Genomic DNA, 14,770 nt, shown 5'->3' with positions numbered 1-14,770 from the left:
CCGGTCGACGGGTCGGGTATCGCTGCGCCATCAGGACGGCGTGAGCGGCGGTATCTTGATCGGTCTCCTCTGGGCTTGCCTTTCCATGGCGAATGCGACGATTAGCACCTTTGGTTCCATCGCCTTGAGTCCGTCACCTTTCCGCGCATTTCATGCTGCCTGCGGGCGGCTGTCCGCGATTTCCGGGAGTCCATCATGATCGGTCTTGTCCGCGCCGTCACAATCTGCGCCACGCTGGCGCTCGGCTTCAGCGCGGCAGACGCTGCCGACAAGGCGTTCAAGCGCGACGACCTCGCCGATTCCGCGATCAAGCTGGAGGCCCAGATCAAGAGCGAGGCGGGGCCCGTCGCCAAGACCAATGCGACGTTGAAGACGGACGCCGACGCCGCCTTCCGGCGCAGTGATTATCGCACCGGCCTGTCGGTGCTCGGCCAGATCGCGGCGACCACGCCGGAAGACGCCGGCAACTGGCTGCGGCTTGCCAAGGTCATCTTCCAGATCTCGCCGAAGAGCTCGAGCGAGCAGACCTTCCTGCTGGAACGCGCCTCGACCGCGGCCTACATCGCCTACCTCCGTGCCGGCAATCCGGGCGAGGAGGCCGACGCGCTTGCGGTGCTCGGCAAGTCGCTGTCGGAGCGCAAGCTATGGCGGCCGGCGCTGGATTCGCTGCGGCTGTCGCTCGACATGCGCGAGGTCGCCGACGTCCGCGGCCAATATGAGAAGATGCGCGACGAGCACGGCTTCCGGCTGCTCGACTACACCGTGGACTCGGATTCGGCGAGTCCGCGCGCCTGCTTCCAGTTCTCCGAGGAATTGGCAAAGCGCACCGACTTCGCGCCGTTTCTGACGCTGGCGGGCCAGGACAAGCCGGCGTTGTCGGCCGAAGGCAAGCAGCTCTGCGTCGACGGGCTGAAGCACGGCGAGCGCTACAACATCAATCTGCGCGCCGGCCTGCCGTCCACTGTGAAGGAGGGGCTGCCGAAATCGGCCGAGTTCAACGTCTATGTGCGCGACCGCAAGCCGTTCGTGCGCTTCACCAGCCGGGCCTATGTGCTGCCCCGGACCGGCCAGCGCGGCATTCCCGTGGTCAGCGTCAACACGCCCGCGGTCAACATCAACGTGTTCCGGATCGGCGACCGCAATTTGATCAACACCGTGGTCGACAGCGATTTCCAGAAGACGCTGTCGAAATACCAGCTCTCCGATCTCGGCGGCGAGCGCGGCGTGAAGGTCTGGACCGGCGAGCTTGCGACCGCGATGACGCTGAACCAGGACGTCACCACGGCGTTTCCGGTCGACCAGGCACTCGGCGAGCTCCAGCCGGGCGTCTACGTGATGACGGCCGCCGCCAAGGGCCCGGGTTCGGACGACGATTACCAGCTCGCCACCCAATGGTTCATCGTCTCCGATCTCGGCGTTTCCGCCTATTCCGGCAATGATGGTATCCATGTGTTCGTGAACTCGCTGGCCTCGACCGATCCGGTCGGCAAGGCCGAGGTGCGGCTGGTTGCCCGCAACAACGAGATCCTGGCGACCCGCAAGACCGATGACAGTGGCCACGTGCTGTTCGAGGCGGGGCTTGCGCGCGGCGAGGGCGGCTTGTCGCCGGCGATGCTGACGGTCACGGGTGAGAAGGCCGATTATGCCTTCCTCAGCCTGAAGTCCTCCGCCTTCGACCTGTCCGATCGCGGCGTCTCCGGCCGTGCGGTCCCTGCAGGCGCCGATGCCTTCGTCTATGCCGAGCGTGGCGTCTACCGGTCCAGCGAGACCGTCTATCTCACCGTGCTGTTGCGCGACGGGCAGGGCAATGCCGTCAGCGGCGGACCGCTGACGCTGGTGATCGAGCGCCCTGATGGCGTCGAATACCGACGTGCCGCGCTCGCCGACCAGGGCGCCGGCGGCCGTACGCTGTCCGTGCCGCTCAACTCGGCCGTTCCGACTGGGACGTGGCGGGTGCGCGCCTTCACCGACCCGAAAGGCTCGTCGGTCGGCGAGACCACTTTCATGGTCGAGGACTACGTTCCTGATCGGATCGAATTCAACTTGTCCGCCAAGGACGAGCTGATCAAAGCTAACGCTCCAGTGGAGCTTAAGGCGGACGGCCATTTCCTCTATGGCGCGCCCGCGTCCGGCCTGCAGCTCGAAGGCGACATGCTGGTCGCGCCCGCAAGCGAGCGCCCCGGCTTTGCCGGCTACCAGTTCGGCGTCGCCGACGAGGAGACCACCTCGAACGAACGCACGCCGCTCGAGAACCTGCCTGAAGCCGACGCCAATGGCGTTGCGACCTTCCCGGTGACGCTGGACAAGCAGCCCGCTTCGACCCGTCCGCAGGAAGCCCAGATCTTCGTCCGCATGGTGGAGACCGGCGGCCGCGCCGTCGAGCGCAAGATCGTGCTGCCGGTGGCGCCCGCGACCGCCCTGATCGGCGTCAAGCCGCTATTCGGTGAGAAGAACGTCGCCGAGGGCGACAAGGCCGAGTTCGATGTCCTGTTCGTCTCGCCCGAGGGTGAGAAGCTGCGCCGCGACGGCCTGCGCTACGAGCTCCTGAAGATGGAGTCGCGCTACCAGTGGTATCGCCAGAACAATTACTGGGAGTACGAGCCGGTCAAGTCGACCTCGCGCGTTGCCGACGGTGATGTGACCGTTACGGCCGACAAGCCGGCGCGTATTTCGCTCAACGCCCAGCCCGGCCGCTACCGTCTCGATGTGAAGTCGAACGACGCCGATGGCCCGGTGACCTCGGTGCAATTCGACGTCGGCTGGTATTCCGACGGCAGCGCCGACACGCCGGACCTTCTGGAGACCTCGATCGACAAGCCGCAATATTCCTCCGGCGACACCATGACGGTGTCGGTCAATGTCCGCAGTGCCGGCAAGCTCACCATCAACGTGCTCGGCGACCGCCTGCTGACGACGCAGACGATCGACGTCAAGGAAGGCACTGCCCAGGTGAAGCTCCCGGTCGCCAAGGACTGGGGCACCGGCGCTTACGTGGTGGCGACGCTGCGCCGCCCGCTCGATGCCGCGGCCCAGCGCATGCCGGGCCGGGCGATCGGGCTGAAATGGTTCGGCATCGACAAGCAGACCCGCACCTTGCAGGTGAAGCTGTCGCCGCCGGCGCTGATCCGGCCGAACGCAGCGTTGAAGATCCCGGTCAAGCTCGACGGGCTCAATCCGGGCGAGGACGCCAAAATTGTCATTGCCGCAGTCGATGTCGGCATCCTCAACCTCACCAATTACAAGCCGCCGGCGCCGGACGATTACTATCTCGGCCAGCGCCGCCTGAGCGCCGAAATCCGCGACCTCTACGGGCAGCTGATCGACGGCATGTCCGGCACGCGCGGCCAGATCAAGTCCGGCGGTGACGCCGGCGCTGGCGAGCTGCAGGGCTCGCCGCCCGCGCAGAAGCCGCTGGCGCTCTATTCCGGCATCGTCACGGTTGGCGCCGATGGCAGTGCGGAAGTCAGCTTCGACATTCCGGAGTTCGCCGGCACCGCGCGCGTGATGGCGGTGGCGTGGACCGCGACCAAGCTTGGCCGCGCCAACACCGACGTCGTGATCCGCGACCCCGTGGTGCTGACCACGACGCTGCCGCGCTTCCTGCTCAATGGCGACCACGGCACGGTCAACCTCGAGATCGACAATGTCGAGGGCCAGGCCGGCGACTACGTGATCAACGTGAAGACCGGCGGCCCGGTGAAGATGACGGGCAATCCCGCCACCACGGTCAAGCTCGCCGCCAAGCAGCGCAACTCGTTTGCGCTGGCGATCGACGCGACCGCGGCCGGGCAGGCGACGCTCGATGTCGACATCAAGGGACCGAACGGGCTGACGCTGGCGCGCCACTACGCGTTCGACGTCAAGGCGGCGACGCAGGTGCTGGCACGGCGGTCAATCCGGACCCTGGCGAAAGGCGAGAGCCTGACGCTGACCCTGGACATGTTCTCCGACCTCGTGCCGGGCACCGGCAGCGTCTCGGTCTCGGCGAGCCTGTCGACCGCGCTCGACGCTGCCACGATCCTGAAAGCGCTCGACCGCTATCCCTATGGCTGCTCGGAGCAGATCACGAGCCGCGCGATGCCGCTGCTCTATGTCAACGACCTCGCGGCCGGCGCGCACCTCGCCATGGATACCGAGGTCGACCAGCGCATCCGCGACGCGATCGAGCGGCTCTTGGCGCGTCAGGGCTCGAACGGCTCGTTCGGCCTGTGGTCGGCCGGCGGCGACGATGCCTGGCTCGACGCCTATGTGACGGACTTCCTCACCCGCGCCCGTGAGAAGGGTTTTGCGGTGCCGGACGTGCTGTTCAAGAACGCGCTCGATCGCATCCGAAACTCCGTCGTCAACGGCAACGAGCCGGAGAAGGACGGCGGGCGCGATCTCGCTTACGGCCTCTATGTGCTCGCACGCAACGGCGCAGCGCCGATCGGCGATCTCCGCTATCTCGCCGACACCAAGCTCAGCAACCTCGCAACCCCGATCGCGAAGTCGCAGCTCGCCGCGGCGCTCGCTCTCGTCGGCGACCGCAACCGCGCCGAACGGGTTTATGGCGCCGCGCTCGACTCGCTTGCGCCCAAGCCGGTGCTCGAGTTCGGCCGCACCGACTACGGCTCGCAGCTTCGCGATGCCGCAGCTTTGGTGTCGCTTGCCAGCGAAGGCAACGCACCGAAGGCGACGCTGACGCAGGCGGTGTCGCGGGTCGAGACCGCGCGCGGGCTGACGCCCTACACCTCCACGCAGGAGAATGCGTGGCTGGTGCTGGCGGCGCGGGCGCTGGCCAAGGAGAACCTGTCCATGGAAGTGGACGGTCAGCCGATCAAGACCGCGCTGTACCGCAGCTATAAGGCCGCGACGCTGGAGGGCAAGCCGCTGAAGATCACCAACACCGGCGATGCGCCGGTGCAGGCGGTGGTCTCGGTGTCTGGCTCGCCGGTGACGCCGGAGCCGGCAGCATCGAACGGCTTCAAGATCGAGCGCAATTACTTCACGCTCGACGGCAAGCCGGCCGACATCAGCAAAGTCAAGCAGAACCAGCGCTTTGCTGTGGTGCTGAAGATCACCGAGGCCAAGCCTGAGTACGGCCACATCATGGTGTCCGACTATCTGCCGGCCGGCCTCGAGATCGACAACCCGAAGCTGGTCTCGTCGGGCGACAGCGGCACGCTGGACTGGATCGAAGACGGCGAGGAGCCTGAGGATACCGAGTTCCGCGACGACCGCTTCACTGCGGCGGTCGATCGCGCCTCGGATTCGAAGTCGGTCTTCACCGTCGCCTATATCGTGCGCGTGGTCTCGCCCGGCAAGTACGTGCTGCCGCAAGCCTATGTCGAGGACATGTACAATCCCTCGCGCTACGGCCGGACGGGCACGGGCACCGTCGAGGTGCGGGCGGCGAAGTGAGTGCTGATTGAATGAGCGCAGCGGAGCCACATACTCAGTCGTCATGCCCGGGCAAAAGCGCGAAGCGCGTCTTCGCGCAAATGTCCCGGGCATCCACGAACTGTGGCGCAGCGGGCAAGAACATGGATGGCCTGGACAAGCCCGGCCATGACGCAGCAAGGGGCCGCGGCCTTCGTATCCTCTCCGCCCTCGCACTCTCTTTCATCCTCGCCATCACCGGCTTCGTCGGCTGGGTCTACTCCCTCGGACCTCTCCCGCTCGACGAAGCCCGGCACGTCTCCACCACCATCGTCGACCGCAACGGCAAGCTGCTGCGGGCCTACGCCATGGCGGACGGCCGCTGGCGGTTGCCGGTCGATGCCAAATCCAGCGTCGACCCGACCTATCTGAAGCTGCTGTTCGCCTATGAGGACCAGCACTTCTACAGGCACAACGGTCTCGACCCGCTCGCACTCGGGCGCGCCGCGTTGCAGCTGGCGACGCGCGGCCACATCGTCTCTGGCGGCTCGACCATCAGCATGCAGCTGGCGCGGCTGATGGAGCCGCGGCGACAGCGTTCGCTCTACGCCAAACTGCGGCAGATGGTGCGCGCGATCGAGATCGAGCGCAGCATGAGCAAGGAGCAGATCCTCGACCTCTATCTCGCGCTCGCGCCTTATGGCGGCAATCTCGAGGGCATCCGCGCCGCCTCGATCGGCTATCTCGGCAAGGAGCCGAAGCGCCTGTCGCTGGCCGAAGCCGCGCTGCTGGTCGCGCTGCCGCAGTCGCCGGAGACGCGCCGCCTCGACCGCCATCCGGAGGCCGCGCGCAAGGCGCGCGATCGCGTGCTCGACCGTATGGTCGAGGAGCAAGTGGTCAGCGCAGACGACGCAAGGCATGCCAAGGCCGTGCCCGTGCCAAAGCTGCGCAAGCCGATGCCGATCCTGGCGCCGCATGCGTCCGATACCGCGCTGTCGACGGTCAAGGATAAGCCGGTCATCAAGCTGACGCTGGATGCGAATTTGCAGAAGGTGCTGGAGCCGCTGGCCCGCGACCGTGCCATTGCGCTCGGGCCGAACATCTCGGTCGGCATCATCGTGGTCGACAACGAGAGCGGCGACGTGCTCGCCCGCGTCGGTTCGGCCGATTACTTCGACGAGAGCCGGGCAGGGCAGGTCGACATGACCCGCGCGATCCGCTCGCCGGGATCGACGCTAAAACCCTTCATCTACGGGCTCGCCTTCGAGGACGGTTTCGTCCATCCGGAGAGCCTGATCGACGACCGGCCGGTCCGCTTCGGCTCCTACGCGCCGGAAAATTTCGACATGACCTTCCAGGGCACGGTGCCCGTGAGGAAGGCGCTGCAACTCTCGCTGAACGTGCCCGCGATCGTGCTGCTCGACCGCGTGGGCTCCAGCCGACTGGCCTCGCGGCTCCGGCAGGCCGGCGGCAATCTGGTTCTGCCCAAGGACGAAGCGCCGGGGCTCGCCATGGGGCTCGGCGGCGTCGGCGTGACGCTGCAGGATCTCGCCCAGCTCTATACGGGCTTTGCCCGCCTCGGCACCACCAAGCCGCTGCGCGAGGTGATGGCTGACAAGGACGACCGTGAGCCACTCCGGCTGCTGGATCAGGTCGCGGCCTGGCAGGTCGGCAACGTGCTGCTGGGAACGCCGCCGCCAGAGAACGCCGCTCACAACCGCATCGCTTTCAAGACCGGGACCTCCTACAGCTATCGCGACGCCTGGTCGGTCGGGTTCGACGGCCGGATGACCATCGGCGTCTGGGTCGGCCGACCCGATGGCGCGCCGGTTCCAGGCCTGATCGGGCGCGTCGCCGCCGCACCGATCCTGTTCGATGCCTTCGCTCGCACCGGCAAGACTCTGGCCGCGTTGCCGAAGCCGCCAAGGGGAACCCTGGTTGCCAGCAACGCCAAGCTGCCGTTGCCGCTGAAGCGGTTCCGTCCGGTGGGAGAACTGGTGCGGACCGGCCGCGAGCAGGCGCTGCACATCCAGTTCCCGCTGAACGGCTCGCGGATCGACGTCGATCGCTCCGGGGGGCAGGAGAGCGCCGCGATGCCGGTCAAGGTCGCTGGCGGCGTGCTGCCCATGACCGTCATGGTTAACGGCACGGCGCTCGGCGAGATCGATGGCCGCCGCCAGCGCCTGATCGATCCGCCCGGTCCGGGCTTTGCGCGGCTCACCGTGATCGACGCCACGGGCGCCGCGGACACAGTTGTCATTCGAATTCAATGACCCTGCCTCAAGCGGTTGTGGCGATGGCGGTTTCAGCGTAAGCGGAACCAATGGCCGAGACCTATCCTACACCCCGTTTTGGAGCTCCCCGCGAGCCGAAATCGCCCGCGAATCCGGGCAGCGGGCTCGTGCGCATGCTCGATGTCGTCACGGCCAGCCATGCCCGCGCCGTCGCCTTCCTGCTCGTGTGCGCGCTGCTGTTGTTCCTGCCGGGCTTCTTCACGATCCCGCCGATCGATCGCGACGAGGCGCGGTTCGCCCAGGCCACCAAGCAAATGGTCGAGAGCGGCGACTATGTCGATATCCGCTTTCAGGAGGACGTCCGCTACAAGAAGCCGGTCGGCATCTACTGGTTGCAATCGGCGACGGTCGAAGCCGCCTCGATGCTCAAGCTGCCGAAGGCCGAATTGCGAATCTGGGTCTACCGGCTGCCGTCGCTGTTCGGGGCGATCGGTGCCGTGCTCATGACCTATTGGGCGGCGCTCGGCTTCGTCACGCGGCGCGCCGCGGTGCTGGCGGCGTTGATGATGTGCGCTTCGGTGCTGCTCGGCGTCGAGGCGCGCCTGGCCAAGACCGACGCGATGCTGCTGTTTTGCGTGACCGCCGCGATGGGTGCGATGGCGCGCGCCTATCTGTCCTGGCAGCGCGCCGAGGACGAGACGCATCCGCCCTGGAGCTGGCCCGCGATCTTCTGGACCGCGCTTGCGGTGGGCATCCTGATCAAGGGTCCGCTGATCCTGATGTTCGCGGCGCTGACCATCGTCGCGCTCGCGATCCAGGACCGCGATGCCTCCTGGCTGTGGAAGCTGCGCCCGGTCTGGGGCCTGATGTGGATGCTGGTGCTGGTGCTGCCTTGGTTCGTCGCGATCTTCTGGCGCGCGGGCGATGCCTTCTTTGCCGATTCCGTCGGCGGCGACATGCTGAGCAAGATCGGCGCCCAGGAATCCCATGGTGCGCCGCCCGGACTTTACCTGGCGCTGTTCTGGATCACGTTCTGGCCGGGTGCGCCGCTCGCGGCGATGGCGGCACCTGCGGTGTGGCGGGCTAGGCGCGAGCCCGGCGCGCAGTTTCTGCTGGCCTGGCTGATCCCGTCCTGGATCGTGTTCGAGGCGGTGCTGACCAAGCTCCCGCATTACGTGCTGCCGCTGTATCCGGCGATCGCCATCCTCACCGCCGGCGCGGTGGAACGGCGCGTGCTGTCGCGCTCCTGGCTGATGCGCGGTTCGGCCTGGTGGTTCGCGATCCCCGCGGCCACCTCCATCATCGCGGTGGTCGGCGCGGTGATGCTGACGCGGCAGCCGGCTTTTGTGGCCTGGCCGTTCATCGCGGCATCGCTGATCTTCGGTCTGTTCGCCTGGTGGCTCTACGACAACAACCGCGCCGAGCGCTCGCTGCTCAACGCGCTGGTTGCGGCGCTGATGCTGGCGGTGGTGGTGTATGGCATCGTGCTGCCGTCGCTGACGCCGCTGTTTCCGAGCATCGAGGTCGCGCGCGCCCTGCGCAACGTCACCTGCGTCGGGCCGAAGGCGGCTGCTGCCGGCTATCACGAGCCGAGCCTCGTCTTCCTGACGGGCACCCAGACCCTGCTCACGGACGGGTCGGGCGCGGCCGACTTCCTGAGGCAGGGGAGCTGCCGCTTTGCGCTGATCGAGCAGCGTTCGGAGCGGAGCTTCGTGCAGCGCGCCGAGGCGATCGGGCTGCGCTACAAGGTCGGTACCCGCATCGACGGCTATAATTTCTCGCAAGGCCGCGCGATCTCGATCTCGATCTTCCGCTCGGAAGGCACCGAATAGGATGCCTGTTACGACCAGCCCCGCGCCCCGTCCGGGCTATCCCGCGCAATTGCTCGACGTGTCCCGGCGCGCGCTGGCGCAGCTCGTCCGCACGCCCTCGCATTCGCGCCGCGCAGAGGCCGCGCGAAAACTGGCGCGGCATTCGCTGTGGCTCAGCGTGGCGGGCGCGGCTCTCGTCATCGCGCTGATGCTCGCGTTCGACCAGACCGAGATCCAGCTGATGCCGGCGCGCGGCACGCCAAGCCTGTGGCCGATCCGCATCCTCACCGATTTCGGCAAGGACGAGTATCTGCTCTCGGTGCTCGGGGGCTTGCTGGTGGTGTTGGCGCTCGTTGCGGCCGGGCTTCACGGCACAAGCCGCGCGCTGCTCCTCGGTCTCGGCACACGGCTGCAGTTTGTGTTTCTGTCGATTGCCGTGTCGGCATTCGTTGCCGAGGTCCTGAAATATATCATCGGCCGCGGACGTCCGTTTGTCGGCGGCAAGGCCAATCCGTTCAACTTCGTGCCGTTCGAGGGGACGGGGGCCTATGCAAGTCTGCCGTCGGGCCATGCCGTGGCAGCGTTCGCTCTGGCATTTGCAGTATCGGCATTGTGGCCGCGCCTGCGCGTGTTCATGTTCACTTACGCAATCGTGATCCTGCTGACGCGTCTGGTGCTGGTCGCGCATCACCCGAGCGACGTCGTGGCCGGCGCCCTGGTCGGCACGGTGGGCGCCATGGCGGTCCGCTATTGGTTCGCGGCCAGGCGGCTGGGCTTCGCCATCTGCGCCGATGGCACCATTGTGCCCCTTGCCGGGGCGGTTTCGGGCCATCTCAAAAGGGTTGCCCGCGGGGCATCCGCCCCATAAAAGCGGCTGCTTGTCGGGGGCCGCCGGTTCCCCGGGAAGGCCCATTCCAACCACGAGCCTCGATTTGTCGTCGTCCCAGCCTTCGGTTTCCCAGCCCTCGGTTTCCATCGTCGTTCCCGTGCGCAATGAAGCCGACAACATCGCGCCGCTGATCGCGGAGATCGGCGCCGCGCTCGATGGCCGCTGGGCCTACGAGATCATCTACGTCAACGACGGCTCGACCGATGCGACCGGCGAACGGCTCGCGGCGATCATGGCGCAGCGGGACAATCTGCGCCAACTCCGCCATGCCAGATCAGGCGGCCAGTCCGCGGCCGTGCGCAGCGGCGTGCGCGCGGCGCGCGGCGCGATCGTGGCGACGCTCGATGGCGACGGCCAGAACAATCCGGCCTTCCTGCCCGACCTGATCGCGGCGGTCGAGAAGGGAGCAGGGCGCGTCGGCCTCGCCGCGGGGCAGCGCGTCGGACGCAAGGATACCGGCTTCAAGAAATTCCAGTCGCGCGTGGCCAACGGCGTCCGCAACTCCATCCTGAAGGACGGCACGCGGGATACCGGCTGCGGGCTGAAGGCATTCCGGCGCGAGGTCTTCCTGATGATGCCCTATTTCGACGGGCTGCATCGCTTCCTGCCGGCGCTGGTCCGGCGTGAAGGCTACGACATCGCCTATGTCGACGTGATCGACCGGCCGCGCCATTCCGGCGTGTCCAACTACGGTTTCTTCGACCGGCTGTGGATCGGCATCATGGATCTCGCCGGCGTGTGGTGGCTGATCCGCCGCAAGAAGCCGACACCCGATGTGACTGAGGTGAACGCATGATCATTCAATACGGTCAGGCGCTGAGCAACTATCTCTACGACGTCTTCGTCGCCAAGTTCGATTTCTGGCTGGCGTTCGGCCTCGTCGCGCAGCTGTTCTTCACCGCGCGCTTCCTGGTGCAGTGGATCGCGAGCGAGCGCGCCGGCAACAGCGTGGTGCCGATGGCGTTCTGGTTCTGCTCGATGGGCGGCGGGCTGATGACGCTGGTCTACGGCGTCGTGAAGCGCGAGCCGGTCATCATCCTCGGACAATCGCTCGCGACCATCATCTATATCCGCAACATCATGCTGATCATCAAGAACCGCGGCCGCGCCTCGAAGACGCTCGATCGCTGAGCCCAGGTTTTAGCGCGGCAACGCCGAGGCCGCGCCTGAGGCTGGCAGAGCCGCTGTCTCCGCCTCGGTCCTGCGATAGGGCACGCCGGCCGCGTCGAGCACCGGGTAGGCGACCGAGCAGATGTGCGAGTGGATGCGCCTCAGATCGCGCAGCACGTCCAGATGCAGCGAGGTCGTTTCTATGGTTTCGGGGCGACCCTCGCGCAGGCGGTCGAGGTGGCGCTCGACTGCGGCAAGCTCGGTGTTGCGCAGTGCCGTCTTCTCCACCAGCAGCTTGCGCGCCTCGTTGGCGTCGCCCGACATGAAGACGCCGAAGGCGATACGCAGCGAGTCCATCGTACGCTTGTGGAAGGCGGCGAGCTCGTCGGCCCCTTCCGCCGAGAACTGGAAGCGTCGCTTGATCTTCTTGGTGGCGAGTTCGCTCAGGCTCTTGTCGATGATGTCGCCGATATGTTCGAGGTTGATGGCGAAGGAGATGATCTCCATCGCGCGCCGCCCTTCGCTCTCGTCGAGACTGCCCCGCATCAGCTTGGTCACGTAGAGCTTGATGGCCTCGTCGAGACCGTCGACGAAATTGTCCATCTTGGAGACCTGGTCGACCAAGGCACGGTCGCCGGTCATCATCGCTGCCATCACCTTCCGCAGCATGACCTCGACGAGATCGCCCATCCGCAGCGTCTCGCGGGCGGCGTCGGCGAGCGCCAATGACGGCGTCTCCAGGGCGGTCTCGTCGAGATAGCGCGGCCGGGCTGGGTCGGCCTCCTGCACGCGATCGGGCAGGAGGCGTGTCAACAAGCGCGACATGGTGTCGAGCAGGCCGATGAAGAGGACGGCGGTGCCGACATTGAAGGCGATGTGGAAAGCCGCCGTCATCTTGGCCAGATCGGGCTGCCAAGCGTGCATGTGCTCGGCGATCGTGCCCAGGAAGGGCAGGACGAGAGCAATCCCGATCACGCGGTTGACGAGATTGCCGACCGGCAGGCGGTAGCTCGCGGGATCGTCACGCCTGGCGCCCTCGAACACGGGATTGATGGCACTGCCGAGATTGGCCCCGAGCACCAGCGCCAGCGCCGCGTAGGGCGTGATGAACTGCGAATAGGCCAGCGACATGATCAGCAGCACGCTGGCGACGCTTGAATGCACTGCCCAGGTGACGAGGGCGGCGATGACGATGCACAATATGGGATCGCCCGTGATGGCCGACATCACGATGCGGACGCCCGGTGCGTTCTCAGCCGGCGCCAGCGTGTCGAGCAGGATGTGCAGCGAGAGCAGCATCAGGCCGAGGCCGATGCAGACGCGGCCGATATCCTTGATCCGCGATCGCGGGCCGGAGCGGAAGGCGACGAGGCCGAGCACGAACAGGACCGGCGCGACGGCTGCGATATTGAACGATAGCACCTGCACGATCAGCGTCGTGCCGACATTGGCCCCGAGCATGATGGCGAGCGCAGCGGCGAGGCTGACGAGCCCCTCGGCTGCGAACGAGCTGGTGATCAGGGCGGTCGCGGTGCTGCTCTGGAGCAGCGCGGTGAGGCCGAGGCCGGCGGCGAAAGCGCTGGCGCGGTTGCTCAGCGCCTTGCCGAGCAGGCGCCTGAGGTCGGGACCGAAGGCGCGCAATATCCCGCTGTGGACCATATGCAGGCCCCACAGCAACAGCGCAACGCCGCCCATCAGATCGAGCAGAACCAACGTTCCCATGCTCCCTGTCCGGATTGGAGTCGATTGGTGAGGCTAGCGCCAAATGCTTGAGGTTCAAACCTTTTGTTGGCGCATCGGCGTTAACGTTTACGCCAGCTGCACGTTCCCGCGGCGCGTTGCGCGTCCGCCGCGGCGCGCGTTGGCGCGTCCGCAGTCGAGATGCCTTGTGAGCAGGCTCACATTGCCGCTTTGAGGGCAGCGAAGCCGCGGTCGAGATCGGCCTTGAGGTCGTCGACGCTCTCCAGTCCGATATGCAGGCGCAGCGTCGGGCCGCCCGGCGACCACTTGGTCGCGGTGCGATAGGCATCGCAATCGAAGGGAATCGCAAGGCTCTCGAAGCCGCCCCAGGAGAAGCCCATGCCAAACAGTTTGAGCGTGTTCAGCATGGTGTCGACGGCCTTCTGCGGGGCCGGCTTCAGCACGATGCTGAACAGGCCCGAGGCGCCGGTGAAGTCACGCTTCCAGATCGCGTGACCGGGATCGGTCTCGAGACCCGGATGCAGCACGCGCGCGACCTCGGGTCGGCCAGCCAGCCAGCGCGCCATGTCGAGCCCGGAGCGATGATGCTGCGCCAGTCGCACCGACAGCGTGCGCAGGCCGCGCAGCGCCAGGAAGACGTCGTCGGGTCCGGCGCAGACGCCGAGCAGGCGGATGCCTTCCGCAATCTGCGGCCAGGCCTTGGCATTGGCCGAGATGGTGCCGAACATGATGTCGGAATGGCCGCCGATATATTTGGTGGCGGCCTGCATGCTGATGTCGACGCCCTGTTCGAGCGAGCGGTGATAGAGCGGCGTCGCCCAGGTGTTGTCGTCGATGACGAGCGCGCCGCGCCCATGCGCGACTTCGGCGATGGCGCGAATGTCCGGCATCTCGAACGACTGCGAGCCTGGCGCCTCCACCAGCACCGCCCGGGTGTTCGGCTTGAACAGCTTGTCGATGCCGGCGCCGATCATCGGATCGAAATAGGTGGTCTCGACGCCAAAGCGGGTGAGCAGGCCGTTGCAGAAATTGCGCGAGGGCCGATAAACGTTGTCGCAGACCAGGAGATTGTCGCCGGCCTTGAGCACCGAGAGCAGGGTGGTCGAGATCGCCGACAGCCCCGACGGGACGATGCCGACGCCGGCGCATTGCGGTCCCTCCAGCGCCATCAGCGTCTCTTGAAACGCCTTGGTGGTAGGGGAACCGTGGCGGCCATACGTGAATTCGCCGCGATGGGCGTGCAGGTCCTCGGCGGTCGGGTAGAGCACGGTCGAGCCATGAAAGACCGGCGGATTGACGAACCCCTTCTGCGCCTTGGTGTCGCGGCCGGAGGTGACCAGCCGGGTCTCGGCCTGCTGCTCTTGGGGGTGCGAGGAATCCATGCGTCTGCTTTCAAAACCGCGTTTCCGCTCGGGCTTGGCGCCCGATGGGCTGGCCGAAAGGCCGCTGTCGTTAATAACAGAACACAGAAGAGTCCCGTCAACCCCTTGACCCGGCACGCCAGTCGTTCTGTGATGCGCAGGTGCTATTCAGTCGCCGCATGTTGAGGGGCCTGCCGCGACCTTCGATCCATCGTCTGACCGGACCTTGCGCCACAGCCATATCGGCGGGCGCCTGCGGCGGGGATTAAGGTATGGCCTCCCGGGATCGGCGGGTGTTCGGCAAGG

At 66.5% G+C, this 14,770-nt stretch carries 8 protein-coding genes; 6 read left to right on the top strand and 2 right to left on the bottom strand.

Annotation, left to right across the window (positions count from 1 at the left end):
* Positions 1-195 precede the first annotated feature (195 nt).
* The 6 genes from GA0061098_RS13395 (at position 196) to GA0061098_RS13370 (ending at position 11,423) form a co-directional block, all read left to right on the top strand.
* Positions 196-5,400 (top strand): alpha-2-macroglobulin family protein, encoded by a 5,205-nt coding sequence (locus tag GA0061098_RS13395; RefSeq protein ID WP_091956748.1) that lies wholly within the window; start codon positions 196-198, stop codon positions 5,398-5,400.
* Between the two features lie 122 nt (positions 5,401-5,522).
* Positions 5,523-7,631, top strand: coding sequence for a penicillin-binding protein 1C (gene pbpC, locus GA0061098_RS13390; protein ID WP_091956747.1), 2,109 nt, complete (start codon positions 5,523-5,525; stop codon positions 7,629-7,631).
* Between the two features lie 50 nt (positions 7,632-7,681).
* Positions 7,682-9,424: an ArnT family glycosyltransferase gene (locus tag GA0061098_RS13385; protein ID WP_091956746.1), complete on the top strand. Its 1,743-nt coding sequence runs from the start codon at positions 7,682-7,684 to the stop codon at positions 9,422-9,424.
* Between the two features lies 1 nt (position 9,425).
* Complete coding sequence (locus GA0061098_RS13380) at positions 9,426-10,271, top strand: phosphatase PAP2 family protein (RefSeq protein WP_091956745.1); 846 nt, start codon at positions 9,426-9,428, stop codon at positions 10,269-10,271.
* Between the two features lie 64 nt (positions 10,272-10,335).
* Positions 10,336-11,088: a glycosyltransferase family 2 protein gene (locus GA0061098_RS13375; RefSeq protein WP_165637340.1), complete on the top strand. Its 753-nt coding sequence runs from the start codon at positions 10,336-10,338 to the stop codon at positions 11,086-11,088.
* A complete protein-coding gene (locus tag GA0061098_RS13370) occupies positions 11,085-11,423 on the top strand; it encodes a lipid-A-disaccharide synthase N-terminal domain-containing protein (RefSeq protein ID WP_018323154.1) in 339 nt (112 codons plus the stop codon). The genes GA0061098_RS13375 and GA0061098_RS13370 overlap by 4 nt, the downstream gene beginning before the upstream one ends.
* Before the next feature lie 9 nt (positions 11,424-11,432).
* On the opposite strand, the gene GA0061098_RS13365 is transcribed toward GA0061098_RS13370, so the two are convergent.
* The gene (locus GA0061098_RS13365) at positions 11,433-13,124 is read right to left on the bottom strand and encodes a Na/Pi cotransporter family protein (RefSeq protein WP_091956744.1); all 1,692 of its coding nucleotides are present in this window, start codon (positions 13,122-13,124) and stop codon (positions 11,433-11,435) included.
* A 176-nt stretch (positions 13,125-13,300) separates the two neighbouring features.
* Complete coding sequence (gene metC, locus GA0061098_RS13360; RefSeq protein WP_091956743.1) at positions 13,301-14,485, bottom strand: cystathionine beta-lyase; 1,185 nt, start codon at positions 14,483-14,485, stop codon at positions 13,301-13,303.
* Between the last annotated feature and the right edge of the window lie 285 nt (positions 14,486-14,770).

It is taken from the genome of Bradyrhizobium shewense, from assembly GCF_900094605.1.
Lineage (GTDB): Bacteria > Pseudomonadota > Alphaproteobacteria > Rhizobiales > Xanthobacteraceae > Bradyrhizobium > Bradyrhizobium shewense.
This window is presented reverse-complemented; position numbering and strand designations above follow the sequence as displayed.

Excerpts from the sequence above, each read along its gene's own strand:
- GA0061098_RS13395 (WP_091956748.1), top strand. The coding sequence starts at position 196 with ATGATCGGTCTTGTCCGCGCCGTCACAATCTGCGCCACGCTGGCGCTC.
- GA0061098_RS13380 (WP_091956745.1), top strand. The coding sequence starts at position 9,426 with ATGCCTGTTACGACCAGCCCCGCGCCCCGTCCGGGCTATCCCGCGCAA.
- pbpC (WP_091956747.1), top strand. The coding sequence starts at position 5,523 with ATGGATGGCCTGGACAAGCCCGGCCATGACGCAGCAAGGGGCCGCGGC.
- GA0061098_RS13385 (WP_091956746.1), top strand. The coding sequence starts at position 7,682 with ATGGCCGAGACCTATCCTACACCCCGTTTTGGAGCTCCCCGCGAGCCG.
- GA0061098_RS13370 (WP_018323154.1), top strand. The coding sequence starts at position 11,085 with ATGATCATTCAATACGGTCAGGCGCTGAGCAACTATCTCTACGACGTC.
- GA0061098_RS13365 (WP_091956744.1), bottom strand. The coding sequence starts at position 13,124 with ATGGGAACGTTGGTTCTGCTCGATCTGATGGGCGGCGTTGCGCTGTTG.
- metC (WP_091956743.1), bottom strand. The coding sequence starts at position 14,485 with ATGGATTCCTCGCACCCCCAAGAGCAGCAGGCCGAGACCCGGCTGGTC.